The 26,035-nt window shown below is 70.1% G+C and carries 22 protein-coding genes; 10 read left to right on the plus strand and 12 right to left on the minus strand.

The annotated features are described in order from the left end of the window. Positions 1-33: 33 nt before the first annotated feature. The 3 genes from ACQEVY_RS07120 to ACQEVY_RS07130 all read right to left on the minus strand — a co-directional run bounded on the left by ACQEVY_RS07120 (position 34) and on the right by ACQEVY_RS07130 (position 3,064). The gene (locus ACQEVY_RS07120; RefSeq protein ID WP_432945959.1) at positions 34-1,248 is read right to left on the minus strand and encodes an acetyl-CoA C-acetyltransferase; all 1,215 of its coding nucleotides are present in this window, start codon (positions 1,246-1,248) and stop codon (positions 34-36) included. 80 nt (positions 1,249-1,328) lie between these two features. Continuing rightward, positions 1,329-2,468, minus strand: a complete 1,140-nt coding sequence (locus tag ACQEVY_RS07125) for a CaiB/BaiF CoA transferase family protein (protein ID WP_432945961.1) — start codon at positions 2,466-2,468, stop codon at positions 1,329-1,331. A gap of 173 nt (positions 2,469-2,641) precedes the next feature. Next, the gene (locus ACQEVY_RS07130; protein WP_432945963.1) at positions 2,642-3,064 is read right to left on the minus strand and encodes an MmcQ/YjbR family DNA-binding protein; all 423 of its coding nucleotides are present in this window, start codon (positions 3,062-3,064) and stop codon (positions 2,642-2,644) included. A 72-nt stretch (positions 3,065-3,136) separates the two neighbouring features. On the opposite strand from ACQEVY_RS07130, the gene ACQEVY_RS07135 reads away from it, so the two are divergent. Beyond that, a complete protein-coding gene (locus ACQEVY_RS07135; RefSeq protein ID WP_432945965.1) occupies positions 3,137-4,327 on the plus strand; it encodes a saccharopine dehydrogenase family protein in 1,191 nt (396 codons plus the stop codon). Between the two features lie 10 nt (positions 4,328-4,337). On the opposite strand, the gene mmpA is transcribed toward ACQEVY_RS07135, so the two are convergent. The 4 genes from mmpA to ACQEVY_RS07155 form a co-directional block, all read right to left on the minus strand. Further along, complete coding sequence (gene mmpA / locus ACQEVY_RS07140) at positions 4,338-4,478, minus strand: morphogenic membrane protein MmpA (protein ID WP_328767278.1); 141 nt, start codon at positions 4,476-4,478, stop codon at positions 4,338-4,340. Between the two features lie 48 nt (positions 4,479-4,526). Then, positions 4,527-5,222 (minus strand): endonuclease V, encoded by a 696-nt coding sequence (locus tag ACQEVY_RS07145; RefSeq protein ID WP_432945967.1) that lies wholly within the window; start codon positions 5,220-5,222, stop codon positions 4,527-4,529. Positions 5,223-5,263: 41 nt separating this feature from the next. Continuing rightward, positions 5,264-5,584, minus strand: coding sequence for a plasmid stabilization protein (locus ACQEVY_RS07150; RefSeq protein WP_432945969.1), 321 nt, complete (start codon positions 5,582-5,584; stop codon positions 5,264-5,266). Between the two features lie 76 nt (positions 5,585-5,660). Continuing rightward, on the minus strand, positions 5,661-6,749 hold the full coding sequence (locus ACQEVY_RS07155) for a WD40/YVTN/BNR-like repeat-containing protein (protein ID WP_432945971.1): 1,089 nt from the start codon (positions 6,747-6,749) through the stop codon (positions 5,661-5,663). Between the two features lie 212 nt (positions 6,750-6,961). Here ACQEVY_RS07155 and ACQEVY_RS07160 point away from each other — a divergent pair, with 212 nt between their 5' ends. The 5 genes from ACQEVY_RS07160 to ACQEVY_RS07180 all read left to right on the plus strand — a co-directional run bounded on the left by ACQEVY_RS07160 (position 6,962) and on the right by ACQEVY_RS07180 (position 13,738). Beyond that, on the plus strand, positions 6,962-7,378 hold the full coding sequence (locus ACQEVY_RS07160; protein WP_432945973.1) for an SsgA family sporulation/cell division regulator: 417 nt from the start codon (positions 6,962-6,964) through the stop codon (positions 7,376-7,378). Positions 7,379-7,721: 343 nt separating this feature from the next. Next, positions 7,722-9,353 carry an ABC-F family ATP-binding cassette domain-containing protein gene (locus ACQEVY_RS07165; RefSeq protein ID WP_432945975.1) on the plus strand — a complete coding sequence of 544 codons (1,632 nt, stop codon included), beginning with the start codon at positions 7,722-7,724 and terminating at the stop codon, positions 9,351-9,353. Positions 9,354-9,363: 10 nt separating this feature from the next. Continuing rightward, positions 9,364-11,652, plus strand: coding sequence for an ATP-binding cassette domain-containing protein (locus ACQEVY_RS07170; protein ID WP_432945977.1), 2,289 nt, complete (start codon positions 9,364-9,366; stop codon positions 11,650-11,652). A gap of 123 nt (positions 11,653-11,775) precedes the next feature. Further along, positions 11,776-12,552 carry a dimethylargininase gene (ddaH, locus tag ACQEVY_RS07175; protein WP_432945979.1) on the plus strand — a complete coding sequence of 259 codons (777 nt, stop codon included), beginning with the start codon at positions 11,776-11,778 and terminating at the stop codon, positions 12,550-12,552. 208 nt (positions 12,553-12,760) lie between these two features. Then, positions 12,761-13,738, plus strand: a complete 978-nt coding sequence (locus tag ACQEVY_RS07180) for an acyl-ACP desaturase (RefSeq protein WP_432945981.1) — start codon at positions 12,761-12,763, stop codon at positions 13,736-13,738. Positions 13,739-13,895: 157 nt separating this feature from the next. Here ACQEVY_RS07180 and ACQEVY_RS07185 read toward each other — a convergent pair whose 3' ends face one another. Together ACQEVY_RS07185 and ACQEVY_RS07190 are read right to left on the minus strand one after the other, a co-directional pair. Next, positions 13,896-17,747 (minus strand): hypothetical protein, encoded by a 3,852-nt coding sequence (locus tag ACQEVY_RS07185; RefSeq protein ID WP_432945983.1) that lies wholly within the window; start codon positions 17,745-17,747, stop codon positions 13,896-13,898. A 62-nt stretch (positions 17,748-17,809) separates the two neighbouring features. Next, positions 17,810-18,064 carry a WhiB family transcriptional regulator gene (locus ACQEVY_RS07190; protein ID WP_432945985.1) on the minus strand — a complete coding sequence of 85 codons (255 nt, stop codon included), beginning with the start codon at positions 18,062-18,064 and terminating at the stop codon, positions 17,810-17,812. A gap of 196 nt (positions 18,065-18,260) precedes the next feature. On the opposite strand from ACQEVY_RS07190, the gene ACQEVY_RS07195 reads away from it, so the two are divergent. Both ACQEVY_RS07195 and ACQEVY_RS07200 read left to right on the plus strand, forming a co-directional pair. After that, positions 18,261-19,055, plus strand: coding sequence for a VOC family protein (locus ACQEVY_RS07195; protein WP_432945987.1), 795 nt, complete (start codon positions 18,261-18,263; stop codon positions 19,053-19,055). A gap of 450 nt (positions 19,056-19,505) precedes the next feature. After that, positions 19,506-20,732 (plus strand): glycoside hydrolase family 64 protein, encoded by a 1,227-nt coding sequence (locus tag ACQEVY_RS07200; protein WP_432945989.1) that lies wholly within the window; start codon positions 19,506-19,508, stop codon positions 20,730-20,732. 166 nt (positions 20,733-20,898) lie between these two features. Here ACQEVY_RS07200 and ACQEVY_RS07205 read toward each other — a convergent pair whose 3' ends face one another. Then, the gene (locus tag ACQEVY_RS07205; RefSeq protein WP_432945991.1) at positions 20,899-21,567 is read right to left on the minus strand and encodes a class I SAM-dependent methyltransferase; all 669 of its coding nucleotides are present in this window, start codon (positions 21,565-21,567) and stop codon (positions 20,899-20,901) included. A 217-nt stretch (positions 21,568-21,784) separates the two neighbouring features. Between ACQEVY_RS07205 and ACQEVY_RS07210 the strand changes: the two genes are divergently transcribed. Then, positions 21,785-22,834 (plus strand): aldo/keto reductase, encoded by a 1,050-nt coding sequence (locus ACQEVY_RS07210; protein WP_432945993.1) that lies wholly within the window; start codon positions 21,785-21,787, stop codon positions 22,832-22,834. A 245-nt stretch (positions 22,835-23,079) separates the two neighbouring features. Here the strand turns inward: ACQEVY_RS07210 and ACQEVY_RS07215 are convergent, their stop codons facing one another. Next, positions 23,080-24,159, minus strand: a complete 1,080-nt coding sequence (locus tag ACQEVY_RS07215; protein WP_432945995.1) for a LacI family DNA-binding transcriptional regulator — start codon at positions 24,157-24,159, stop codon at positions 23,080-23,082. 122 nt (positions 24,160-24,281) lie between these two features. Between ACQEVY_RS07215 and ACQEVY_RS07220 the strand changes: the two genes are divergently transcribed. Then, positions 24,282-24,755, plus strand: coding sequence for a diadenosine tetraphosphate hydrolase (locus tag ACQEVY_RS07220; RefSeq protein ID WP_432945997.1), 474 nt, complete (start codon positions 24,282-24,284; stop codon positions 24,753-24,755). A gap of 25 nt (positions 24,756-24,780) precedes the next feature. On the opposite strand, the gene ACQEVY_RS07225 is transcribed toward ACQEVY_RS07220, so the two are convergent. After that, positions 24,781-25,920: a PP2C family protein-serine/threonine phosphatase gene (locus ACQEVY_RS07225; RefSeq protein WP_432945999.1), complete on the minus strand. Its 1,140-nt coding sequence runs from the start codon at positions 25,918-25,920 to the stop codon at positions 24,781-24,783. Positions 25,921-26,035 lie beyond the last annotated feature (115 nt).

Genomic DNA, 26,035 nt, shown 5'->3' on the forward strand with positions numbered 1-26,035 from the left:
GCCGTAGGAGGGTGACGGGGCGGACAGGACGTACTACAGGCGCTCGACGATCGTGGCGATACCCATGCCGCCGCCGACGCAGAGCGTGGCGAGGCCGAACCGCTTGTCCTGGCGCTCCAGTTCGTCGACGAGGGTGCCGAGGATCATCGCTCCGGTGGCGCCCAGGGGGTGACCGAGTGCGATCGCTCCGCCGTTGACGTTCACCTTGTCCAGGGACAGGCCCATGTCCTTGACGAAGCGGAGGACGACGGCGGCGAAGGCTTCGTTGATCTCGACCAGGTCGATGTCGTCGATGGTCAGTCCGGCCTTGGCGAGCGCTTTGCGGGTCGCGGGCGCGGGCCCGGTGAGCATGATCGTGGGCTCGGAGCCGGAGACGGCGGCGGAGACGATCCGGGCGCGCGGCGTCAGCCCGTACCGCTCCCCCACCTCGCGCGAACCGATCGCCACCAGAGAGGCGCCGTCCACGATGCCGGAGGAGTTGCCCGCGTGGTGGACGTGGTCGATCTTCTCAACCCAGTGGTACTTCTGCAGCGCCACGGCGTCGAAGCCGCCCAGGTCGCCGATGTCCGCGAATGACGGCTTGAGGCCGGCCAGCGAGTCGGCGGTGGTGCCGGGGCGCAGGTGTTCGTCGTGGTCCAGGATGACCAGTCCGGTGCGGTCCTTCACCGGCACGACGGACCGCTCGAAGCGGCCGTCTTTCCAGGCCGCCGTGGCACGCTCCTGGGACAGGGCCGCGTACTCGTCGACGTCCCGGCGCGTAAAGCCCTCGATGGTGGCGATGAGGTCGGCGCCGATGCCCTGGGGGACGAAGTTGGTGGCGATGTTCGTCATCGGGTCGGCGAACCAGGCGCCGCCGTCGGAGGCCATCGGCACCCGCGACATCGACTCGACCCCGCCCGCGAGCACCAGGTCCTCCCAGCCCGAACGGACCTTCATCGCGGCCAAGTTGACGGCTTCGAGACCGGAGGCACAGAAGCGGTTCTCCTGGACGCCCGCCACCGTGTCGGGCAGTCCGGACGCGATGGCGGCGATCCGCGCGATGTCCGAGCCCTGGTCGCCGACGGGGCCGACGACACCGAGCACGATGTCGTCGATCGCGGCCGGGTCGAGGTCCGGGAAGCGGCTCCGGAGCTCGTGGATGAGCCCGACGACGAGGTCGATGGGCTTGGTGCCGTGCAGGGCGCCGTTCGCCTTGCCGCGTCCGCGCGGGGTGCGGATCGCGTCGTACACATACGCTTCGGTGCTCACTGGTCAGCCTTTCGAGGAGGGTTGCTCAGGCGCGGAGGGTCGCTCGGGCGCAGGGATCTGCCGCTTCGTCGGAGGCCGCTTCATTCGGGGCCGTCCTTCAGGAGGCCGGGTACGTCCCAGTCGCGGGCCACGTCCTCGGTGTCGGCGCCCGGCTGCGCGGGCCCGCTCCGGACCGAGGTGGGGGTGGCGGAGAAGCGGGGGGCGGGGGCGGGCTGGGTGATGCCGCCATGGTCGGTGAAGGTGCCGCGGGCGGCGAGGTGCGGGTGGTGCGGCGCCTCGCCCAGGGACAGGACCGGCGCCACGCACGCGTCGGAGCCCTCGAAGAGCGCGGTCCACTCCTCGCGCGTACGGGTCTTGAAGCGGGCCGCGACCGCCTCACGCAGCTCGCCCCAGCGCGCCGGGTCCTTGTGGGCCGAGGCGTGTTCCGGGATGCCGAGGAGGTCCACGAACTCGGCGTAGAACTGCTTCTCGAGCGCGCCGACCGCCATGTACTGGCCGTCTGCCGTCTCATACGTGCCGTAGTACGGGCAGCCTCCGTCGAGGAGGTTGGCGCCGCGCCGGTCCTGCCAGCGGCCGGCGGCGAACATGCTGTGGATCATCGCGCCCAGGTGCGCGGTCCCGTCGACGATGGCGGCGTCCACGACCTGTCCGGTACCGGTCGCGCGGGCGTGGTGGAGGGCGGCGAGGACGCCGACGACGAGGTAGAGCGAGCCGCCCGCGTAGTCGCCGAGCAGGTTCGCGGGGACGGCTGGCGGTGCGTCCGGGTCGCCGATCATGCCGAGGGTGCCGGTCAGCGCGATGTACGCGATGTCGTGGCCCGCGCGCTGGGCGAGCGGGCCTTGCTGGCCCCAGCCGGTCATCCGTCCGTAGACGAGCTTCGGGTTGCGGGCGTGGCAGGTCTCGGGGCCGACGCCGAGGCGCTCGGCGACGCCCGGGCGGTAGCCCTCGATGAGGATGTCGGCGCGTTCCACCAGATCGAGGACGCGTTCCGGGCCGTCATCGGACTTCAGGTCGACGAGCACGGAGCGCTTGTTGCGGTTCGTGATGTCGTAGTCCGGGTTGATCGCGAGGCCCGCGCCTGTGGGCCGGTCCACGCGGACGACGTCGGCGCCCAGGTCGGCGAGGAGCATGCCGGCGAACGGGCCGGGCCCGATGCCGGCCAGCTCGATCACGCGCACCCCGGAGAGCGGGCCGTGTCCTGCCGTCCCTGCCGCTGTCATAGGGCCCCCTGCCACTGTGACACTACTGATGTAACACCTGCGATGCTAAGAACGTGTTGGACGGCGCACAAGACTCTGGCGAGCAAGCGCTTAGCCAAGTCGCTCAGTCATTCTGAACGCCCGGCGCCGCCAAGGGAATCGGCAGGGGAACCGTCAGAAGATCGCCAGAAGAATCAGCGCGCGTCCAGCTCCGCTATGAGCTTCTTCGGGGCGATCGTGCGGTAGCTCTCCTCGACCCAGTCGCACAGCAGCTCAGCGGCCGGGGAGCCCTTCTCCTCCAGCGGGAGGCTCACCCAGCCCGCCTTCCCGAGGCCGTACCCGGCGGGCTCGGCGCCCGGCGAGGTCATCGCGTGCGCGTGCATCGCCTCGTCCTTGAGCTTCACGGTCATGCCCACGGGATAGCTGCCGTCCGTCACACCGAGGAAGACGAACACCTTCTTGTTGACCTTCACGACGGTCTCGCCCCAGGGGAAGTCCTCCGTCGCGCCCGGCAGCCCGAGGGCGAACTCGCGCACTTTTTCCCACTTCTTCAGTGCGGTCTGGGTCGCGGCCACGGCTGCCTCCGGTTGTTGGTGCGACTCATCGCACGGGGTCATGGTTCGGCTCCTCGTACTTCACGCTAGCCTCAGCCACTGACAACGGCGCGGGGTGCAGGGCAGAGAGGTGCCATGAGCAGCCAGAACGGGACGGAGCGGGCGTATGACGTCGTGCTCTTCGGGGCCACGGGCTTCGTCGGAAGGCTCACCGCGGAGTACCTCGCCGCGCACGCACCCGCGGGGCTGCGCTGGGCGATCGCGGCGCGCGACACCGCGAAGCTGGAGCGGCTGCGTGAGCGGCTGGCCTCGATCGACCCGGGCTGCGCCGAGCTGCCCCTGCTTCGGGCAGACGTCGCCGATCCGGCCTCCTTGCGTGAACTCGCGGCCCACGCGCGCGTGGTGGCCACGACGGTGGGGCCCTACCTGGAGTACGGCGAGGAGCTGCTCGCCGCCTGCGCGGACGCCGGCACCGACTACGTCGACCTCTGCGGAGAGCCCGAGTTCGTGGACCTCATGTATGTGCGGCACGACGCACGCGCGCGTGAGACCGGGGCGCGGCTGGTGCACGCGTGCGGCTTCGACTCCATTCCGCACGACCTGGGGGCGTATTTCACGGTCCGTCAGCTTCCCGAAGGGGTGCCGCTGACCGTGGACGGCTACGTGCGGGCCGACGGGATGTTCTCCGGCGGTACGTTCGGCTCGGCCCTGAACCAGTTCTCGCGCGGTCCGCAGATGGTGGCCGCGGCGCGGGACCGCGGACGGCACGAGCCGCGCCTGGTCGGCCGACGGGCGTACGCGCCCCTGGGCACCCCTCGATACGCCAAGGAGGTGGGGGCGTGGGCGGTGCCGCTGCCCACGATCGACGCCCAGATCGTGCAGCGCTCGGCCCGCGCCCTGGAGCGGTACGGTCCCGACTTCCGCTACCGCCACTACGCGGCCGCCAAGCGCCTGCCGTTCGCGATCGGCGGCGTGGCCGCGGCCGGCGCGGCCTTCGCGGCGGCACAGCTGCCACCGGCCCGACGCTGGCTGTCGGACCGCCTCAAGCCCGGGGAGGGCCCGAGCGAGGAGAAGCGGGCCAGGAGCTGGTTCTCGGTGCGGTTCGTGGGCGAGGGCGGCGGACACCGCGTCTTCACGGAGGTGGCGGGCGGCGACCCCGGCTACGGCGAGACCGCCAAGATGCTCGCCGAGTCCGCCCTGTGCCTGGTCTTCGACGAACTCCCGCCGACATCGGGCCAGGTCACGACGGCGGTGGCGATGGGCGACCGGCTCATCGAGCGCCTACGGGAGGCGGGGATCAGCTTCCGGGTAGCAGCGTCCCGTTAGCTGATCGCTTCTACCAACCCATGACGGTGTAGATCATCCCCGCTATCCAGCCGACCCCGGCGAGGACCGCGACGATCAAGCCCGCCATCACGGCGCGCTCGACGGGCTGGCTGGGGCTGGCGGCGGGCTTCGTGGCGCGGTGTGTCGTCATGCGGCCAGCCTGCCGAGCGGGACGGGGCCCCGGCATCCGTACAAGTACTCAGACGACGTACTCAGTCGCCTTCAGGACCTTGCGGCACAGTGCGTCCGCGCGGCGGGTCGTTTCCGGGAGGCGGAAGCGGGGCGCGAGGCGCAGGGTGTGGGAGCAGGCGTTGTCCAGGGTCACCCGGTGGCCGACCGAGACGAACACCGGCTTGATGCCCTCCTGGGTGCGCAGCGCCCGGCCGACCTCCTCCTGTCCCGCGAGCAGCGGGGACGAGGATCCGCGCGGGGCGCCCGGTTCCTCGTACGCGAAGGTGAACGGGTTCTTGGCGACGCCGATCACCGGCAGGCCCGTGAGGACGCCGAGGTGGCTGGCCAGTCCGAAGCGGCGGGGGTGGGCGAGGCCGTAGCCGTCGCAGACGACGAGGCCCGGCTCGCAGGGCAGCGCGTCGAGGGCCGCCAGCACGGCGGGGATCTCGCGGAAGGCCAGCAGTCCGGGGACGTAAGGGAACGACACCCGCCCCACGGCCGTGGACTCGGCCACCACGTCAAGGGTCGCCGCGTCCAGGACGACGGCCGCGGCCACGACGACGTCACGCTCGTCGTCGTACGCCACGTCCACCCCCGTCACCCGGCCGGTCCCCGGCGGCGGCCCCGGCTCGTCGAGTACGACGCGACCGCGCAACTCGTCCTGCACGGCACGTGCTTGCTCTTCGGTGGCGGGCCAGCCCGCAGGGATCCGTACGCTCGTCATGGTGGATTCGAGCGTACGCGGCCCGGTGACGAGGGTGGCGTTCAGCGGCCGAGGGCCCTCGACAGCTCCTCCTTGTTCATCTTGGAGCGACCCTCGATGTTGCGGCTCTTCGCCTCCTCGTAGAGCTGGTCGTACGTGGCCCCGCCGCGGGACTCACGGCTGCCGCGACGTCCGCCCGAGGTGTCCTCGGCCGACGTACGACTCGTGCTCGTGCTCTTCGACTCGCCGCGCTGAGCGCGTTCCTTGTTGGTGGTGCGGGCGGCGATCTCCTCGGCGCGCTTCTCACTCGCGCCGCGTTCGCGTTCGCTCTCCCTGATGTGTTCCTGCTGGCGTTCCCGCTTGGAACTCGAGCCACGTGCCATGGCCGGACTCCTTGCTGCTAGAAGACTGCTGTAAGCCGCCCCTCTTCCAGCCAAGCACGGCCCGGGCCCACCCGCATCAGCGCTCCAGACGGGCCACCCGGCCCTTCTCCCCGGAGGCCCAGCAGCCCAGGTCGGGGGTGCAGTCGACGGTGTCGTACGAGCCGCTGTCGACGGTGCGCCAGGTGCGGCCGCCGTCGGTGGTGAGGTCGGTTCCGGTGGGGCCGACCGCGAGGGCGGACGTGCGGCTGTACGGGAGCCAGGTGACGCCGGAGCGGTAGGCGGGCGGCGGCTGCTCGGCGGGCGTCCAGGTGCGGCCGGCGTCGCCGCTGACGGCGGCGGCCTGCGGTGACGGCTGGTCCGCGCGGTAGTCGCCGCCGACCGCGATGCCGTGCGTACGGTCGCGGAAGGCGAGGGCGAAGACTCCGCGCGCCGGATCGCCCGCGGGAATCGGCGTGTCGGCGGCCTTCCAGGTCAGGCCCCGGTCGGAGGAGTGCAGCACACGCGCGCGTGCGGCCCCGCCCGTGGCCATCCACACATCGCGCGACCCCGAGCTGACCAGGCACTGCCCACTGGCCGCGAAGCCCGCCTCGCCCTCCTGCGCCGCGGGCATCCCGTCGCTGGGCAGCACCTTCCAGGAACGTCCGCCGTCGCTGGTCGACAGGATGCGGAACTTTCCGTCCACAGGGTCGCTCATCGCCAGTCCATGGCGCCGGTCGAAAAACGTCACGCAGTCGTAGAAGGCCTTCGCGTCGGTGTTACGGAAGGACTCCGTCCAGGTCGCGCCGCCGTCGTCGGTGCGGAAGATCCGGGAGGCCTCGCCCTCGCCGATGGCCAGCACCACGGCACGCTTGCGGTCGAACGCCTCGATGTCCCGGAACTCCAACTCGGCCGCGCCGGGCGGCGATACGTTCCGCCAGCTCGCGCCGCCGTCCACGGTGCGCAGCACGGTGCCGCGGGAGCCGGCCAACCAGGCGGTGTTCCGGCTGACGGCGGACAGACCGCGGAAGCGTACGTCGGTGCCGCTGTCCTTGAGCTCCCAGTGCGGAGGCCGCCTGTCCGGTTCCTTTGCCTGTGCGGGCGCGGTGAGTGCGGCGGCGAGCGCGGCCCCGCACACCCCCGCCGTCAGCAGTCGCCTCGTGAATCTCTTCGGTCGCGTGTTCCCCATGCCCCTCATGGCGGGCGAAGCTAGCCCACTCCCCCGGTGGCGTCCAGATGCCCCAATTGACAACGGTGGCCCCATCGGTGATTGAAGGCGGTGACACAGGTCACTCGAAGTTGGTGCGTCTTCGTGAGCACGGAATGGCTGATTCTGTCGTCTCTTCAAGTGCCCGGCGTCATCCGTTCACCGTTCGTCAAGCCGTCACAAGGGAGCAGGCGTTGTCCACTGTCATCGAGCAGCCTGTTGAGGCCCGCCTCGTCGCCGCTGCGCCGCGGATGCCGAGCATCCCCGCGGCGCTCCACTACGACCCCCGTGAACCGTTCGCCGTCCGTATGACCTTCCCGGCCCCGGCCACCCTCGAAGGCGTGGACGTCTGCTGGACCTTCGCCCGCGAGCTGCTCGTCTCAGGTCTGGAGGAGCCGGTGGGTCACGGCGACGTACGGGTCCGTCCGTACGGCTACGACCGCATCGTCCTGGAGTTCCACGCCCCCGAGGGCACCGCAGTGGTGCACGTCCGCGCGGGCGAACTGCGCCGCTTCCTCGAGAGCACGACGGAGCTGGTGCCGCTCGGCCTGGAGCAGCAGCACCAGGACATGGACCACGCCCTCGCCGAACTCCTGCGTGACGCTGGCTGATCACGCCCGCTGATCCCTTGGGGAGAGGCGGGCCAAAGCCGGGGCCCTCGTTAATGCGTTGACACGCACCGGGCCCCTTCCTACGGTGTACAGCGGTCCTGTTGCCGTCGATTGGAGAAGGACGTTGCTCGTCTGAGGTCCTGAGACACCGCGTCACACCTGTCTGTGGTGTGCGCCGCGTGCGACCTCGGCATACGAGCCGTCCTCCGGAGCGGGATCCTCCCCCGGACTCCAGGACTCCTGGCCTTTCCTCACGGCCGTCGTCGCCTCCCGGTGCCCTACTGGTGCATGCCGGTGTCTCGATACGCGTTGCCCTGACCGCATCAAGCAACCGCGAGGCCGCATGTCTACCTTCCCCACCTCCATCACCTGCACCTCCCTCAGCTTCACCTGGCCGGACGGCAGCACCGTCTTCGACAATCTCCAGGTCGCCTTCGGACCCGGCAGGACCGGTCTCGTCGGCGTCAACGGATCAGGAAAATCAACCCTGTTGAAGCTGATCGCCGGGCAGCTCACCCCGACCGACGGCACCGTCCGGGTCGCGGGCGAGGTCGGCTACCTGCCGCAGAACGTCACCCTCGACACCTCACTGCGCGTCGACGAGGCACTGGACATCGCCGCCAAGCGCGCCGCGCTGCACGCCATCGAGTCGGGCGACGTCGCAGAGCACCACTTCGACGTCGTCGGCGACGACTGGGACGTAGAGGAACGCGCTGTCGCGACACTCGGCGAACTCGGCCTCGGCCACATCGAGTTGAACCGCACGATCGGCGAGGTCTCGGGCGGCGAGTCCGTCCTGCTGCGCCTTGCCGCGCTGCTGCTGCGCCGACCCGACGTACTCCTGCTGGACGAGCCCACCAACAACCTCGACCTGTACGCCCGTCGGCGCCTGTATGCGGCGGTCGAGGCCTGGTCCGGAGTGATGGTCGTGGTCAGCCACGATCGTGAACTCCTCGAACTGGTCGACCAGATCGCCGATCTCCGCTCCGGAGAGGTGACTTGGTACGGCGGCAACTTCTCGGCGTACGAGGACGCCCTCGCCACCGAACAGGAGGCGGCCGAGCGCATGGTGCGCGTCGCCGAGGCCGATATGAAGAAGCAGAAGCGCGAACTGACCGAGGCCCAGGTCAAGTTGGCCCGTCGCAAGAGGTACGCGCAGAAGATGTACGACACCAAGCGCGAACCCCGGGCCGTGATGAAGCTGAAGAGCCGCTCGGCCCAGGTGTCGGCCGGCAAGCACCGCATCATGCACGAGGAGAAGCTCGCCGAGGCCAAGGAACGGCTCGACGAGGCGGTCGACGCCGTACGGGACGACGACGAGATCCGCGTGGAGCTGCCGTACACGGCGGTGCCGCCCGGCCGTACCGTACTCACGCTCCTGGACCTGGAGTTGAGGTACGGCGCCCGCCTGGCCGGCGGCTTCGAGCTGCGCGGCCCCGAGCGGATCGCGCTGATCGGACGCAACGGCGCGGGCAAGACGACGCTGCTTCGGACGATCTCCGGAGAGCTGGAACCGGTCTCCGGCGAGGCCAAGGCGCACGTACCCCTGCGCTTCCTGCCGCAGCGCCTCGACGTGCTGGACGACGACCTGACCGTCGCCGAGAACGTGGCGCGCTTCGCGCCGAGCGCCACGAACAACCGGATCCGGGCCCGCCTCGCCCGCTTCCTGTTCAAGGGCGCCCGCGCCGACCAGCGCGCCGCGACGCTCTCCGGCGGCGAACGCTTCCGGGCCACGCTGGCCGCCCTGATCCTGGCCGAACCCGCACCCCAGCTGCTGATGCTCGACGAGCCGACGAACAACCTCGACATGGCGAGCGTGCGGCAGCTGACCTCGGCCCTGGAGTCGTACGAGGGCGCGCTGATCGTGGCGAGCCACGATGTGCCGTTCCTGGAGTCGATCGGGATCACGCGCTGGCTGCTACTGGACGGAGAACTCAAGGAAATCACGCCAGAAGCTGTCGGGTATCCCGGCTAGCTTCGCCGGTATGAGCCAACTGACCACCGGCACACAGCATCAGTACATCCAGGTCAAAGGAGCACAGGAGAACAACCTCCGCGATGTCACCCTCCGTATCCCGAAAGGCCGGCTGACCGTCTTCACCGGCGTTTCGGGATCGGGGAAGTCGTCCGTCGTCTTCGACACGATCGCGGTCGAGTCGCAGCGGCAGCTGAACGAGACCTTCACCTGGTTCATTCGCAACCGGCTGCCGAAGTACGAACGTCCGCACGCGGAGGCCATCGACGATCTCTCGCCGGCGATCGTCGTCGACCAGCGGCCGGTCGGCGGTCACTCGCGGTCCACCGTGGGCACGATGACGGACGTCTACTCGGTGATCCGCGTGCTGTTCTCCCGGTACGGCACACCGAGCGCGGGTCCGGCGACCGCGTACTCGTTCAACGATCCGTCGGGCATGTGCCCCGAGTGCGACGGCCTCGGGCGCACGGTCCGGCCCGACTGGGACCGCATCCTGGACCCCGACCGGTCACTCGCGGACGGCGCGATCCGCTTCCCGCCGTTCGCCCCGGGGACCTGGCTGGGGCAGGCGTACACGAACACCACCGAGCTGGACACGCACAAACCGGTACGCCAATTCACCGCCGCCGAACGGGAGTTCCTGCTGCGCGGGCGCCCCGGGAGCAAGGTCACCGTCAACAACTCGGACGGCAGCCGGAGCACCGACTACGAAGGACTGGCCGACCGTTTCGAGCGGCTGTACCTCAAGCGGGACCTGTCGGCGCTCAGCCAGAAGACCCGCGATCTGGCGCAGGGCTTCCTGACGGAGGACACCTGCCCGATGTGCCAGGGGGCACGGCTGAACGCGGCGGCGCTCGCCACTCGCATCGGCGGACTGTCCATCGCCGACTGCACCCGGATGCAGGTCAGCGACCTGATCGCGGTACTGAAGGACATCGACGACCCCGTCGCCGGCCCGATCGCGGGCGCGGCCGTGGCCTCGCTGGAGCGGATCGAGGCGATCGGACTCGGCTACCTCAGCCTCGACCGGGAGACCGCCACGCTCTCCGGCGGCGAGGGCCAGCGGCTGAAGACGGTGCGGCATCTCGGCTCGAGCCTGACCGGGATGACGTACATCTTCGACGAACCGAGCGTCGGGCTGCACCCGCGCGATGTAGGCCGCCTCGGCGATCTGCTGCTGCGGCTGCGCGACAAGGGGAACACCGTGCTGGTCGTCGAGCACGACCGGGACGTCATCGCCCTCGCCGACCATGTCGTGGACCTGGGGCCCGGGGCGGGAGCGGCCGGCGGGCAGGTGGTGTTCGAGGGAACACCGGGCGAGCTGGCGGCGGCCGACACCCTCACGGGCCGCTGCCTGCGCCGCCGCACCGAGCTGAAGGAGCGGACCCGGCAGGCCACCGGCGGGCTGTGGGTGAAGGGCGCGGACCTGCACAATCTGCGGGATGTCACGGTGGAGTTCCCGACCGGTGTACTGACCGTGGTGACCGGTGTCGCGGGCTCCGGAAAGAGCACGCTCGTCTCCCAGGCGTTCACGGCCGCCCACCCGGACGCGGTCGTCGTCGACCAGTCCTCCATCGGCATCTCGGCGCGTTCCACCCCGGCGACGTACATCGGCGTCATGGACACCGTACGGAAGATCTTCGCGCGCGAGACAGGCACTGAGCCGGGGCTGTTCAGCTTCAACTCCGAAGGCGCGTGCGGGACTTGTCAGGGGCGCGGGATCAGCTATACGGATCTGGCCTTCATGGATCCAGTGACCACGACGTGCCCCGACTGCGAGGGTCGGCGCTTCAAGGACGAGGTACTGCGGCTCACCGTGGGCGGCAACTCCATCGTCGACGTACTGGAGATGACGGCCGATCAGGCGCTGGAGTTCTTCACGGATACGGGCGTACGCCGCCGACTGCGCGCCCTGCGGGACGTGGGGCTCACGTACTTGACGCTGGGTCAGCCGCTGTCCACGCTCTCCGGAGGGGAGCGGCAGCGGATCAAACTCGCGACCCGGTTGCATCGAACGGGCGCGGTCTACGTCCTCGACGAGCCGACGACCGGGCTGCACATGTCGGACGTCGACGGACTGCTCGTCCTGCTCGACCGGCTGGTCGACAGCGGCAACACCGTCCTGGTGGTCGAGCACAACCTCGATGTCGTGGCGCACGCCGACTGGGTCATCGACCTCGGGCCCGACGGCGGCAAGGACGGCGGACAGGTGATCTTCGAAGGGCCGCCGCGCCGGCTGCTCGAAGCGGAGGGGTCGTTCACAGCCGAGCACCTGCGGCGGGCGGTCGGCGCGGGCTGAGCCGCAGGGGTACGCGGGCCTGGTGGCCGAAGCCATGACCGCGGGGGCTGTCGCCGGACGGGGCACGGGCTGCATGATGTGCGCAGACACCCCCCTGTGAACCCTCGATTCGGAGACCCGCGCGTGCCCAGCCAGAAGGCCCTCATCCGCCGACCCAGCCCCCGACTGGCCGAAGGACTGGTCACGTATATCGAGCGGGAACCGGTCGACGCCGAGCTCGCGCTGCGGCAGTGGGAGGCGTATGTCGCGGCACTGGCCGCGCACGGCTGGGAGACCATCGAGGTGGATCCCGAGGACGACTGCCCCGACTCGGTGTTCGTGGAGGACACGGTGGTCGTCTTCCGCAACGTGGCTCTCATCACCCGGCCGGGCGCCGAGTCGCGGCGCGAGGAGACCGCCGGCGTCGAGGAGGCCGTGGCCCGGCTCGGCTGCTCGGTGAACTGGGTGTGGGAGCCGGGCACGCTCGAGGGCGGCGACGTCCTGAAGATCGGCGACACCGTGTACGTGGGGCGCGGCGGGCGCACCAACGCGGCGGGCATCCACCAGCTGCGAGCCGCCTTCGAACCGCTCGGCGCCCGTGTCGTCGCCGTACCGGTGAGCAAGGTGCTGCATCTGAAGTCGGCGGTCACCGCGCTGCCCGACGGCACGGTCATCGGCCACGAGCCGCTGGTGGACACGCCTTCGCTCTTCCCGCGCTTCCTGTCGGTGCCGGAGGAGTCCGGAGCCCATGTCATACACCTGGGTGGCGGAAAGCTGCTGATGGCGGCGAGCGCGCCCAAGACCGCCGAGTTGTTCGCCGATCTCGGCCACGAACCCGTTCTCGTGGACATCAGCGAGTTCGAGAAGCTCGAGGGCAGTGTGACTTGCCTCTCGGTCCGGGTGCGGGAGCTCTATGCCTGACCGGCCGGGCTGGGGTACCCGTCCCGCCGGGGACCTGCGGATCCGTGTGTGACACGGCTCGATCTCGAAGATCCCGCTGTTCAGGGGGTGTTCACCGATGTGACGAGCCCTTATAGCGCCCTTAACCTACGGTGTCGTAACCTACGGTTTCGTAGCCTACGATGCCGTAGGTTCGTGCCCTTCGCTCGTACGTCCCCCTGGAGCACCCATGACGATCACTTCCCCTCACCTAGGCAGCCCGTCCTCCACCTGGACCGACGCTCGTCTGCTGTACGCGTTGGAGGAAGTTGTCGAGACGGAGCTGAACCGCCACCTCAAGGTCGCCAAGGATTGGATGCCGCACGAGTACGTGCCGTTCAGCGACGGCCGGAACTTCCCGGGCATCTTCGAGGACGGCGAGGCCTGGGAGAAGGAGCAGTCCAAGGTCACCGAGATCGGCCGCATCGCACTGGTCGTGAACCTCCTGACGGAGGACAACCTCCCCAGCTACCACCACGAGATCGCCAGCCTCTTCGGCCGTGACGGCGCCTGGGGCACCTGGGTGCACCGCTGGACGGCCGAAGAGGGCCGGCACGGCATTGTGATGCGGGACTACCTGCTCACCTCACGCGCGGTGGACCCGGACCAGCTGGAGCAGTTCCGGATGGTCCACATGAGTGAGGGCTTCGAGTCGGACAACCGGCACTCGATGCTGCACTCCGTCGCGTACGTCGCCTTCCAGGAGCTGGCCACCCGCGTCTCGCACCGCAACACGGGCCACCAGTCGGGTGACCCGGTCTGCGACCGCATGCTGGCGCGCATCGCGACCGACGAGAACCTCCACATGGTCTTCTACCGCAACCTGCTGAAGGCGGCCTTCGACCTCGCGCCCGACCTGACGATGCAGGCGGTACGCGACGTGATCGTGAACTTCCGCATGCCCGGTCACGGGATGCCCGGCTTCGAGCGGGCCGCCGCGCAGATGGCGATCGGCGAGGTCTACAACATGCGCATCCACCACGACGACGTCATCCAGCCCGTGCTGCGCTTCCTGAAGGTCCTGGAGATCGACGGTCTCGGCCCGGAGGGCCTCAAGGCGCAGGAGGAAATCGGTCTGTACATGGGCGGCCTGGACGCGGAGGCGTCCAAGTTCGACGAGAAGCTGGCGGCGCGTAAGGCCAGGATGGCAGCGCGCGGCAAGGCGTAAGCCCGCCCGTACGAGGAGCTCCGCAGGCGCCCGGCCTATCCGCCGGGCGCCTATTCGTGCGCCGTGACCACCGCCACCGCCAGTGCCGCGTGCGGTCGTCGGGCGCCTATTCGTGCGCTGTCACCACCGCCAGTGCCGCGTCGCGGACGTCGGGCGCCTATTCGTGCGCCGTCACCACCGCCAGTGCCGCGTCGCGGACGTCGGGCAGTGCGTGGCGGCGTAGGAGTCGGAGGTGTTCGCGCCAGGGGGCCGGCCAGCCTGTGCGGCTGCCGAGGGCTCCCGTGAGGGCTACGGCGAGCAGGCCCTGAGCGTGACCGCCGTGGGCGGTGAGGCGGCGGGCCACGTGCAGCAGGGCCTCGGGGTCGCCCTCATGCACCTCACGGCGCAGGCGGTCGCCGACTTCCTGCGCCATGCGGGCCGCGAGCGCGGGGCGGCCCTCGGTGAGGGCGGCGAGGCCCTCGAGCCGGGCCGGGTCCGCGTCCAGGTCCAGGTGGAACGCGGCGATCTCGGCGGACTGCGGTACGAAGTCGTCGTATCCCGCGAGGAGTTCGCTCGCGGCGAGCGCGGCGGGGCGGATGGGCCGCGGGGCGGTTCTGCCGTACAGGCTGAGGCGGAGGACGAGGTTCTCGATACGGCGGCGGGCGGGGCGGTCGCGTTGTTCCTCGGCGTCGTGCAGGGGTTCGATGGGAGGGAGCCCATCCGTGGCGTCGTGCAGGGGCTCTACGGGCGGGAGCCCACCCGGGGCGCCATGCAGGGGCACCCCGGCCCTGGCCGAACCCTCGGCGCCGTGCGGGACCTCCACAGCGGAGGGCGCACCCGCGGCGTCGTGCAGGGCCGCCCCGGTCGGGGGCGCGCCCCCGGCGTCGTGCGCGGGCTCCACGGCCGCACCCTCGGCGTCATGCAGGACGTCCGCGGTCGTGGGCGCGCCCTCGGCGTCGTGCAGGACGTCCGCGGTCGGGGACGCGCCCCCGGCGTCACGCGGGACATCCGCGATCGGGAGCGCACCCCAGGCGCCGCGCAGCGCCTCCCCGGTCGGGGCCGAACCACCCGCGCCGCGCAGCGCCTCCCCGGTCGGGGCCGAACCACCCGCGCCGCGCAGCGCCTCCCCGGTCGGGGCAGCACTCCCAGCGCCGTGCAACGTCTCCGCGGTCGGGGCCGCGCGCTCCGCCTCCGCCAGCGCCCGCAACGCTCGTAGCAGGCCCTCGCCGCCCCGCTCCGAGCCCGCCGCGGCCGTCACGAGGCCGCTCGCGGCGGCGTGCCAGGAGACTCGCTCCGTCAGGTTCGCGGCGGCGTCGGCCAGTACCGTCGGCGCGTCCGGGGACCACGGCGCCCAGCGGGCCAGCGCGTCGAAGGCAACGGCCGCCGTCTCCGGGTCGTCGGTGTCGCAGACGTCGCGCACCAGGCGGGCGTACCGCTCGCGGTGGGGCTCGGAGAGGTCCAGCGGCGAAACGCGCAGAACAGCCGTGCGCAGAACGGGTTCCGCGCCCGCGGCATCGCCCAGCAGCCCCCACACCGCCTCCTCCGCGAGCAGCGGACCCGCGAAGGCGACGCAGGCGGCGCGTACGTCGCGATGGGTGCCCTCTCGTGCGTACGCCTCCGTCAGCAGTTCCGCAGCCCGCGGCACCGGAAGGCGTACGGCGGCCAGGCGGGCGGCCTCCTTGCGGCTGGTCACCTTGACGTCGGGTCCGAGCAGCATGGCGCGGAGTTGCTCGGCGAGGAGGGACGGCGCCGCGTGCCGGGACGCCTGCGTGGCCGCGTAGACCGCCACGCGCGCGTGCTCGCCGCCCGCGTGGGCGAGCAGTTCGGGCAGCGCGTCGGCGGGCCGGTCGGTGCGGGCTAGGGCGGCCAGGGCCGCCTCGGCGAGGACGACGTCCTCGGATGCGGTCCAGCGTCGTACGAGATCGGCGCCGATGCCCGGTACGAGCGCGCTCTGCTCAACCGCTGCGGCCCGATGCCACAGCGGGAGCCCGTCGTCCTCGGCGAGGGCCGCCAACCGCCGTGCCACCGCCTGCTGTTGACGCGGCACCCAGCGCCGGATATCACGATCCACCCCTACGACCCAGGGGCTGCCCTTGGTCAAGAAGCGGCCGTACGGCGGGGTGTCGGCCAGCAGCGGGTCGAGCAGGTCCGTACGGGACCGGGTGACGATGTCCTGGACCGACTCCAGCGCACCGGCGGACGGTTCCAGCGCGAGGATCCGGGCCGCGCGCTCGCCCCGGGTCGCGGGCGGCTCCAGCCACAGGTCGACGGCCTCGCGTGCGGTCGTGTCGCGGCCGTAGCGGATTGCCTGCCACAGGAGTTCCTGCAGCTCGTGCATACCGGCGGCGCGACGGCCCACAGCCCGGACGAGCGCGAAGGCGAGGCTGAAGTCGGACTTCTCGGCACCCGCCTCGATCCAGGGGCGCAGCGCTTCGTACACCTGGTGTTCCTGGCCGCGCCGCAGTGTGTGGTCGAGGTGGCCGAGATCGGCGTCGCCGGTGTTGCCGGAGATCCGCACCAGGGTGCGTAGCGCCCAGTTGACCAACTCCCGTCGCCCGCTTGCCGCGTGCTCACGCAGCACACCGACGGCGAGTCGGCTCAGGTGGGACCGGGTGCCGGACGAGGAGTCGGGGGCCTGGACGGCGTCGACGGCGATGCGGTCGAGGAGCGGTTCTGCGTCCTCGGTCAAGAGGGTGGGCCGGACTCGGGCGAGTGCTCCGAGTGCCGCCTCGCGCACCGGGTCCTGCTCGTTGCGCAGCCGCCCCATCTCCTCCAGTACGGCGATGACGGCCTCGGGGTCTCCGGAGCGGTCCGCATTGCGGATCAGGCACTGCCAGGCCTCGACGCGGTCCTCGGCGGCCGGGCGCCGGGTGGCCTCGACGAGCCGTTCGCGCACCTCGGCGACCGGCAGGAAGGACTCGAAGCGCAGAACCCCGATCTCCCAGCCGCCGCCTTCGCGCAACGTCGCCGCCATCCGGCGGGCTTCGTCGGCGACATGGCTCCGGGGCAGCGCTTCGAGCAGGCTCTCGTCGACGGGCGCGACGCCCCGGCCGTCGTAGACCTCGGTGTAGAAGGCGTGCCGCTGAGCGGGGGGCAGCGCCTTGAGGAGCGGGGGAAGACTGCTGTACGGCACCAATGTCCTGCCGTACGCGACGAGTTCGGGCGCTCCGGAGCGAGCCAGCCTGCGCCGTACGGTGGCGCTCATCGAGTAGACGCGGATGGCGCCGGACCAGGTGGGTGTGAGGAGCATCCGCACCATGCGTTGTGGGTCGGCGGTGGCGAACGCGGGCAGGTGGGCGCGGAGTTGGGGCGGCAGGGTCGCGGGGCCGAGGCGTTCGAGGAGGTCGAGCACGCGGAGGGGTTCGCTGGAGGCGACGGAGGCCACGGCGCCCGCGTAACGGGACCACCAGGTGCCGCGCATTGCCTCGGGCAGGCTGGTCAACTCCCGTTCCGTCACGTCGAGTAGGGCACAGGGGTGTCGTTTGGCGAGCTGGCGCCAGCCGGCGACCGCGTGGAACAGTTCGGGCAGCAGTCGGGCGACCGTGTCCGCCGAACAGCCGGGTAGCAACCGGGCCGCCTCGGCGTCGCCCCAGTCGCGACGCAGACCGTCGATCAGCCGGTCGGCGAGCGCGTTGCGCCTCCGACCGACCACGATCGCGCGCAGCAGTCCGCGGCGGATGGCCTCGGGCGCGTCGGCGAGTGCCGACTCGTAGACGGTGTCGGGGACTTGGAGGCTGTCCGCGACGCGCAGGGCGTGGCCTCGGATGTACGGATCGGGGTCGGCGAGGTGTGCGGCGATCCAGTCCGTGTCACGGGCGATGGACGCGGCGACGATGGCGATGCCGCGCTCGTAGGGGCCGCGGGTTTCGAGTGCCTCCAGCAGGGGCCGCAGCGGGTGGCGCATGTTCCGTACGCGCGTGGCGAGGTCGCGCATGCGTTGCGGATACGGGAGGGGGTCGAGGGCGTTGAGCAGGCTGTCGGCCTCGGCTTCGGCCGCGTCATCGACCTCGTACTGCGGGGTGCTGGGCATGCGCTGGATTCTGCATGCTCATGGCCGCCACGTGGACTGGATTTCGAGAAACGTCGCTCCGGCTACGGCTGGTGCTGGTGCGTCCGTCGGAGGCTGAGGCGTTCCTTCTCGGACAGGCCGCCCCAGACGCCGAACCGTTCGTCGTTGGCGAGCGCGTACTGGAGGCAGGCGGGCCGCATCTCGCACAGCGCACAGATGCGCTTCGCCTCACGCACCGAACTGCCCGGCTCGGGAAAGAAGAAGTCGGCCCCGGTCTGCGCGCACAGTGCCTGCTCCTGCCAGGAGAGATCGGGTGCGGCGATGCTTTCGAAGTGCATGGCGGTGATGGTGCCGGGCAGCGAAAAACGTTTGCTCAACGTGGGATCAACGGGTGCGGGGGTTTGTTTTGCGCTACACAGCGTGACTGCCTGGGGCGGTCTGTTCAGCCCGGCGCTCGCGCCCAGAAGCGATTGTCAGTGGCCGGTGCAAGACTCGCCAGAGCAGGCAAGGGGACCCCTCACGGAGGAGGGCATCATGCTTACCACCCGTTTCGTCACCGGCGCGCCGAACTGGGTCGACCTCGGCACACCTGACATCGAAGGAGCCGGCTCGTTCTACCGCGCTCTCTTCGGCTGGGACTTCCAGGCCGGAGGACCGGAACTCGGCGGTTACGGCTTCTTCCAGCTCGGCGGGCGGACCATCGCGGGCGGCATGCAGACCACCGAGGAGCAGGGTCCGCCGTCCTGGACCGTCTACTTCCAGTGCGCGGAGGCGGAGGCCACGGCCAAGGCGGCCGAGACGGCCGGCGGCGCTGTGCCGATGGCACCCATGGACGTCATGGACGAGGGCCGGATGGCCATCCTCAGCGACAACGCGGGCGTTACCTTCGGCATCTGGCAGCCGGGCCAGATCAAGGGCGTTGAGGTGGCGGGCGAGCCGGGGTCTTTGTGCTGGGTCGAGCTCTATACCCCGGACGTCCCCGGGGCTGCCGCGTTCTACCACTCGGCGCTGGGCCTGGAGACCTCGGCCGTCTCGTTCCCCGGCGGCACGTACACGTGCGTCAACCCTGCGGGTGCCGGTGAGGACGACATGTTCGGCGGTCTCGTGGCGCTGGCCGACGCTCCCGGGGAGGAGAGTGCGTACTGGCTGCCGTACTTCGAGGTCGCGGACACGGACGGCGTTGTCGCCAGGGCGGAGGAGTTGGGTGGCGTGGTGCGTATGCCTGCGACGAGCGTGGAGGGGGTTGGTCGGATGGCCAAGCTGGCCGATCCGTATGGGGCGCGGTTCGCGGTCATCAGGAGTGAGGTCGCTTCGCCGGGTGCGGATTGAATCTGCGGGTGCGTCGTGGCTGGTGAGCTTTGCGGGCGGGCGGTTCCGGTAGCGCCCCGTTAGGGGCGCGGGGAACTGCGCGACCAGCCACGACGGACCGGCAGCCGCGACACGCAGTGTCACCCACCACCCCCTGGCGGGGGCCTGGGCCGCAGCCCCCCACGTGGCGGAGCCGCAAATTGATACAGCCGGGAAGGGGCGGGATGGGGGAACTGACCAGCCACGACGGCCCCGCAGTCGCCCACGAACCCAACGCCCGCCCCCCGAAGGCTGGATCACGGTCGCCCAGACGACAACTTCTGAACGAACGAAGATTTCGAGAGCGCTCTCAGTCATAACCCTTGACGCCTCAACTCCCCCTGGGGACATTGGTGCAGACCGCAGGAGCCGGGCCGATCCCCCACATGCATCGGCCCGCCCGGCAACCCCCCACACCCCAGGAGACCCTCCGTGATCTCACGTAGAACGTTCCTGAGCTCGGCCGCCGTCATCGGAGCCGCCGCGAGTTACCCCGTCTGGGGAAGCGCTCTCAGCCCCGGCGCCACGGCCGCCCCGGCCACCTGTGAACTCGCCCTGCAGAACGCCTCGTTGCCGGGGACGGTGCGCGCGTACGTCACCGGGCACGAGCAGTCCACCGGCAACTGGGTGCTGCTGCGAGCCGACGGTGCCGTCTACCGGCCCGAGTCACCCTCTGCGCCCCAGACCCCGCTGCCGGTCGACTGCGCCATCCCGCTCGGCGCCGCCGGTTCCGCGCCGAAGGTGCTGACGCTGCCTCAGATGTACGGCGCCCGCATCTACTTCGTACGCGACGACACGCTCGACTTCTTCCTCAACCCGGGCCCCGGCCTGGTCGAACCCGCCTTCGCCACGCCCACCGACGCGAACTACGGCAAGACGTGGTCGTTCTGCGAGTTCACGTTCAACGCTCAGCAGTTGTACGCCAACATCAGTTACGTCGACCTGGTGACCGCCCTGCCGATAGGCCTGACCCTGGAGGGCGACGCCACGCACACGGTCGCCCCGCTGCCCGACGGCGCCGTCGACAAGATCGCCTCCGACCTCGTGGCGCAGGCGGCGAAGGACGGACAGCCCTGGGACAAGCTCGTCATCCGGGGCGATGGCGGTGCCGTACTCCGGGTGATCTCCCCGCAGAACCTGATGGCGCCGTACTTCGACCGCCCCGCCGAAATGCCGTTCCGCGACGTCTGGAACAGCTATATCGACCAGGTCTGGGAGAAGTACCGTACGACCGACCTCAAGATCGATCTCCAGGGCGGCCGAGGCGTGCGGACCGGCCGGGTCAGCGGTGACACGCTCACCTTCGACGGCGGCCACACCTTCGCGAAGCCCACGTCGAAGGACATCTTCACCTGCAACCACGGCCCGTTCACCAACAACCCGAATGACTCCGACGAGAAGAAAGGCCTCCTCGCCCGCCTGGCCGCCGGCTTCAACCGCTCCATCATGCTCACCCACCCCACCCAGCCGAACGGCGCGACGGCAGCCGACTACTACAAGGGCGAGGTCACCAACCACTGGTCCCGCGTAGTACACGCCAACTCCCCCATCGGCTACGCCTTCCCGTACGACGACGTACGCCCGGACGGCGAGCCAGATGTGTCGGGGGCGGCGCATGACGGCAACCCGCGGAGGTTCGCGGTGACGGTGGGGGCGTAGCCCTGGTAGGCGACGGTCAAGGGGGCCCCGCCAGGGGCGCGGGGCTGTATATTGCGGCTCCGCCGCGTGGGCGCGACCAGCGCCCCGTAGGGTCGCGGGGCTGTGACACTTACGACTCGCGCAAACGCGCCCGTCGGGGCCCTTTGCCGCTTCCGGCGCCTGATCGTCAGCCGGGGCGCTTGGCCATGACGACTAGACCCGGCCCGCTGTATTCCTCGGGAGGGAGCCGGAGTTCGGCGACCGGATGCAGGCCGGCCTGTTCAATCAGGTCCACGAGCTGTTCTGGCTGCCATTTGTGTGTCGTCCAACGCACAGGTACGCCTCCGTAGGCCTCGGTGCGCACTGCGTCCTCGGCACCGGCATGTGTAGCGGTGATGAAGTGTCCGCCTGGCTTCAACGCGCGTGCGAACAGGGCGAGAACCTGGGGAAGGACGTCACGAGGGAGGTTGAACAGTGACCACCATCCGAGCACGCCGCCGAGGGACGCTTCATCAAGGTCGAGGTCGGTGGCCGAGGCGACACTGAAGCGGCATTGTGGATGAAGTCGGCGCGCGTTTTCGATCATGCGAGGAGAGAGATCCACTCCTGACACGTCGAGTCCGCGTTCAGCGAGGTAGGCGGTCACCGTTCCAGGGCCGCAGCCGACGTCGAGGACGGGCCCCAGCCCGCTCACCGTGTCGGCGAAGGCGTCGATCGATGCCTTGAGCCATGGATGGCGACGGATGTCGCCGACTCCCGTCGTCACCACCATGTGGGCGTAATTGTCGGCCACGCGGTCATAGGACTCACGAACCACGTCGAGATCGGCCGGGCGGTCAATGGGGTGTGCGCGCATCAGCCAACGATAGGACTGGGCGACGGACTTGGGACTGGAATGCTGAAGCGGTCTCAGCTCCTCTGACTGGTCTGCGATCTGATTGAAGGCGCGGCAACGGATGCTGTCACGCCGGCGGCGTGCCGACCGACCCGGACTCCGGCTCGCCAACAGTTGACATGGAGTGCGCTCCAACTGATGAACTCCTCGCCACGACCAACGACTGAGGAGGCGGGCCATGCGCTACCGGGTGCTCGGCGGGACCGGCATCGAAGTGAGTTCGTACTGCCTCGGGACCATGATGTTCGGCGCTGTCGGCAATCCCGATCACGACGACTGCGTACGCATCATCCACGCGGCCCTCGATCAAGGGATCAACTTCGTCGACACGGCCGACATGTACTCGGCGGGCGAGTCCGAGGAAATCGTCGGCAAGGCGCTCCAAGACCGCCGCGACGAGGTGGTGCTGGCCACCAAGGTCCACTTCCGAATGGGCGAGGGCCCCAACCGCAGCGGCAACTCACGCCGGTGGATCATCAAGGAGGTCGAAGAGAGCCTCAGGCGCCTGCGGACGGACTGGATCGACATCTACCAGGTCCACCGCCCCGACCACACAACGGACATCGAGGAGACACTCTCCGCCCTGAGCGACCTCGTCCACCAGGGCAAGATCCGCGCCTTCGGCTGCTCCACCTTCCCGGCCGAGGAGATCGTCGAGGCGCACCATGTCTCCGAGCGGCGGGCCCTGTTGCGCTTCAGGACGGAGCAGCCGCCGTACTCGCTGCTCGCCCGGGGCGTGGAGACATCCGTGCTCCCGGTTTGCCGGCGTTACGGGATGGGCGTGCTGACGTGGAGTCCGCTCGCCTCGGGCTACCTGTCCGGGGCATACCGCAAGGGTCGGCCCATCGACCTGTCCACGGGTCGTGCGGCACTCACCCCGGCGCGCTTCGATCCGTCGATCCCCGAGAACGTCGCCAAGCTGGAAACGGTGGAAAAGCTCGCCCTGCTCGCGGACAGCATCGGCTGCTCGCTCCCCCAACTCGCCGTGGCCTTTCCCCTCGCACACCCCGCCGTGACCTCGGTCATCATCGGCCCACGGACCATGGATCAGCTGGAAGGCCTACTGAAGGGCGGCCCACTGACCCTGGACGACGACACGCTCGACCAGATCGACGACATCGTGCCGCCCGGATCCAACCAGTACCACCCCGACGGGGCCTGGCGCGCCCCCTCGCTCGTCGACGTCGCCCAGCGCCGCCGGCCTCTCGCGGAGCGTGCAGCGGGCTGACCTCCGGCCCAGAAATCTCGTGGTCGTCCTGAGCCCCGATGCAGCCCCGCTGCTTAACAGTCGCGGAGCTGCGACGCTTGCGGCTTGCCAACCGCGCCCCGTAGGGGCGCGGGGCTGTACCAATTTGCGGCTCCGCCGCGATGGGGGTCCCCCCGCTCGAGCGCAGCCGAGAGTTGGGGAGCGACCAGCCACAACAGGCCCGCAGCCGCCCTACAGCCCTGCCGGGCAGACTCGTCCGCGAACCTCTACGCGGACGCGCGCCGCACCAACGTTGTCGGCAGGACAACGCTGGAGGGCGCCCCCACCAAGCCCTCCTGCGAGCCCGCGCCGGCGGACCCGACGGCAGCGGCCCCGGCGTTCAGCCCTCGCAAGAGCAACCGAGCCATCAACCGACCCATCTCCTCGATGTCCTGACGGACCGTCGTAAGAGACGGGTCGGTCTGCTCCGCAACCGGCAACATGTCGTCGAACCCGATCAGCGCGACATCCTCGGGCACCCGAAGCCCCCGCTCCCGCAACACCCGCAGCGCACCCGAAGCCATCAAGTCGTTCGCGGCGAATACGCCGTCCAAGTCCGGGCAACCGTCCAGAAGTTGACGCATTGCCCGCTCGCCGCCCGCCGGTGTGAAGTCGCCCTCCGCGATCAGGCGGGGGTCGGCGTCCACCATGACATCGCGGAAGCCGTCGAGCCGGTCGACCGCCGAGGTCTGGTCGAGGGCGCCAGTGATGTGGGCGATGCGGGTACGGCCGAGCGAGACGAGATGGCGTACGGCCTCGCGGGCGCCACCCCGGTTGTCGCTGTCGACATACACGGGGGACGCGGCACCGCGCGTCCCGTCACCCCAGCCTGGCCGCCCGCCGAACACGGTCGGCACCCCGGCGCCGTGGATCAGGCCGGGCAACGGGTCGTCGAGGTGCAGGGAGAAGACGAGCGCACCGTCGACATGGCCACCGGCCAGATAGCGGCCCACGCGCGCATGGTCGTCGCGACCCTCGGTCAGCAGCAGTACAAGTTGGGAGTCGTGCGCGGTCAACTCCTTGCTGATACCCCGGAGTTGGAGTGCGAAGAAGGGGTCGGCGAACACTCTGGTCTCGGGTTCCGCGATCACCACGGCGACCGCGTCGTGCCGCCGGGTGACGAGACTGCGCGCCGCCTGGTTCGGGACGTAACCGAGTTCTTCGACGGCCCGCCTGACCCGCTCGACCAGCGGCTCCCGCACCCCGTCACCACCGTTGACGACCCGCGACGCGGTGGCCCGGGAAACCCCCGCCCGTGCCGCCACCGCCTCCAACGTGGGGCGCGACGCAGTCGACGACTCGGACACCTCGGAACTCCTCAGGGCAGCGGTTCGCGCTCAGGATAACTCCTGGTCGCCGTACTGCTGAGAGCGCTCCCTGATCCCGCCGGGTCCACATCGAGTGGCCGCGTCGCGGGCAGGGTCCGACCATGGCTGAAGACTGGCGGAGCGACCGGATCGGCAGCGCGCTACGGGGCGTGAATCCCACGGTGCTCCGGAGGCTGGCAGCCGGGTTCGCGGTGATAGGGGACGTGCAGTTCCTGCCGGGATACTCGGTGCTCCTCGTGGACGATCCCGCGGTGCAGCGGCTGTCGGAGCTGGCGCGGGGCAAGCGGCTGGCGTTCCTGTCCGACATGGACAGGCTGGGCGAGGCTGTCGAACGCGCCTGCAAGCGGCTGGACCCGGCGTTCCGCCGCGTCAACCTGGAGATTCTCGGGAACGCCGACCCGTTCCTGCATGCGCATGTCTGGCCGCGGTTCGACTGGGAGCCGGCCGATCTCGTACGAAGGCCCGTGTGGCTGTATCCGAGGGAGCGGTGGAGCGAGGAGCGGTATGCGCTGGGCCCTCAGCACGAAGCCCTGCGCGAGGCAATCGGCGAGGAGCTGGACGGACTGGCGTCGTGAGTCCGGATCGCCGACCCGCCGACCATCAATCCTCTACGGCGAGCCGTTCCACGAGAAGCATCGCCGCGTCGTCCGACAGGTGGCCGCCGGTGTGGCGGATCAAGCCCTGGTGCAGTTGCTCCAGGAACTCCGGCGTACTGCACGTATGCGCTGCTTCCATGGCCTCGGGGAGGGCGAAGAAGCCGTCGTCGGGGCTTCGCGCTTCGATCACGCCGTCGGTGTGCAGCAGCAGACGATCGCCTGGCGTGAATGCATAGCTGTCCGCCTTAGCTGGAGGGATGGCGATGAATTCCTCCAGTCCCAAGGGCGGCAGCGGCGAGGTGGGCATCAGAGCCTCGACCTTGTCACGGCGCAGCAACAGCGGTGGCGGGTGGCCGCGGTTGATCACCTGGATCACGAAGCTGTCGGAGACCTCGACCACGATCGCGGTGACGAAATCCTCGGCCTCGTGTTCCCTCGCGGTCGGATCGATCGCATCCGGCACGGCACCCTCGCGTTCCAGCGCGGCGGCGCAGTGGTTCACCACCTCCGTCAGTTCCTCCTCGTAGTGGACAGCCTCGCGGAACGCCCCCAGTACAACCGCGGCCAGACGCACGGCCGGCAGCCCTTTGCCGCGCACGTCGCCGACGATCATCCGGACCCCGTACCGGGTCTGCGAGACCGCGTAGAGATCGCCACCGATCTGTGCCCCGGCCTCTGCCGCGAGGTACAGGCTGGCCATCCGTACCGGCCCGAGACGGGCCGGCACCCGTCTCAGCAGGACTCGCTGTGCCGCCTCGGCGATCCGGCGAACCTGGTCCAGCTCACTCTGCCTGCGCGCACGTACGGCACTGCTCATCGTGACACTGGCCACTGACACCACGAGGAGGGACAGGAGGTTGCTGTAGACCTGGCCACCCCAGCTCTGGTGGAGGGTGGCCGTGATCACGGTGACGGAGAAGGCTCCCGCAGCTGCCGAGAGGGTGCCCATCGGGCCCAACGTCAGCGCCGCCAATGCCGGAATCGCGGCGAGTATGGGACCGGTGATCACCTCGTGTGCGGGCGAGAGCTCGATGCCCAGCGCGAACAGTACGATCACGAACGGCAGACACTGCCCGAGTCGGAAGAGGACCCGGCTGTGACCGCCCGCTCCTGAGGGGCCGGATGAGCGGAAGAGTGACCGCATGGCAACCAGCCTGGCGCACCGGAGTCGACTGTTCCACTCAGCACCGCCGCATCCTCAATGGTCATACGACTCCCCGTGGGTCGACGTCGGTCGCGGGCGGCTCGACCCGCCGCGC

The sequence above is a fragment of the Streptomyces sp. CA-288835 genome (genome assembly GCF_050936385.1).
GTDB lineage: Bacteria > Actinomycetota > Actinomycetes > Streptomycetales > Streptomycetaceae > Streptomyces.

Coding starts and splice junctions, on each gene's coding strand:
- ACQEVY_RS07205 (WP_432945991.1), bottom strand. CDS start 21,567: ATGCGCGCACACCCCATTGACCGCCCGGCCGATCTCGACGTGGTTCGT.
- ACQEVY_RS07135 (WP_432945965.1), top strand. CDS start 3,137: ATGAGCAGCCAGAACGGGACGGAGCGGGCGTATGACGTCGTGCTCTTC.
- mmpA (WP_328767278.1), bottom strand. CDS start 4,478: ATGACGACACACCGCGCCACGAAGCCCGCCGCCAGCCCCAGCCAGCCC.
- ACQEVY_RS07155 (WP_432945971.1), bottom strand. CDS start 6,749: ATGGGGAACACGCGACCGAAGAGATTCACGAGGCGACTGCTGACGGCG.
- ACQEVY_RS07130 (WP_432945963.1), bottom strand. CDS start 3,064: ATGACCCCGTGCGATGAGTCGCACCAACAACCGGAGGCAGCCGTGGCC.
- ACQEVY_RS07150 (WP_432945969.1), bottom strand. CDS start 5,584: ATGGCACGTGGCTCGAGTTCCAAGCGGGAACGCCAGCAGGAACACATC.
- ACQEVY_RS07165 (WP_432945975.1), top strand. CDS start 7,722: ATGTCTACCTTCCCCACCTCCATCACCTGCACCTCCCTCAGCTTCACC.
- ACQEVY_RS07145 (WP_432945967.1), bottom strand. CDS start 5,222: ATGACGAGCGTACGGATCCCTGCGGGCTGGCCCGCCACCGAAGAGCAA.
- ACQEVY_RS07220 (WP_432945997.1), top strand. CDS start 24,282: ATGGCTGAAGACTGGCGGAGCGACCGGATCGGCAGCGCGCTACGGGGC.
- ACQEVY_RS07185 (WP_432945983.1), bottom strand. CDS start 17,747: ATGCCCAGCACCCCGCAGTACGAGGTCGATGACGCGGCCGAAGCCGAG.
- ACQEVY_RS07225 (WP_432945999.1), bottom strand. CDS start 25,920: ATGCGGTCACTCTTCCGCTCATCCGGCCCCTCAGGAGCGGGCGGTCAC.
- ACQEVY_RS07180 (WP_432945981.1), top strand. CDS start 12,761: ATGACGATCACTTCCCCTCACCTAGGCAGCCCGTCCTCCACCTGGACC.
- ACQEVY_RS07125 (WP_432945961.1), bottom strand. CDS start 2,468: ATGACAGCGGCAGGGACGGCAGGACACGGCCCGCTCTCCGGGGTGCGC.
- ACQEVY_RS07210 (WP_432945993.1), top strand. CDS start 21,785: ATGCGCTACCGGGTGCTCGGCGGGACCGGCATCGAAGTGAGTTCGTAC.
- ACQEVY_RS07170 (WP_432945977.1), top strand. CDS start 9,364: ATGAGCCAACTGACCACCGGCACACAGCATCAGTACATCCAGGTCAAA.
- ACQEVY_RS07190 (WP_432945985.1), bottom strand. CDS start 18,064: ATGCACTTCGAAAGCATCGCCGCACCCGATCTCTCCTGGCAGGAGCAG.
- ACQEVY_RS07195 (WP_432945987.1), top strand. CDS start 18,261: ATGCTTACCACCCGTTTCGTCACCGGCGCGCCGAACTGGGTCGACCTC.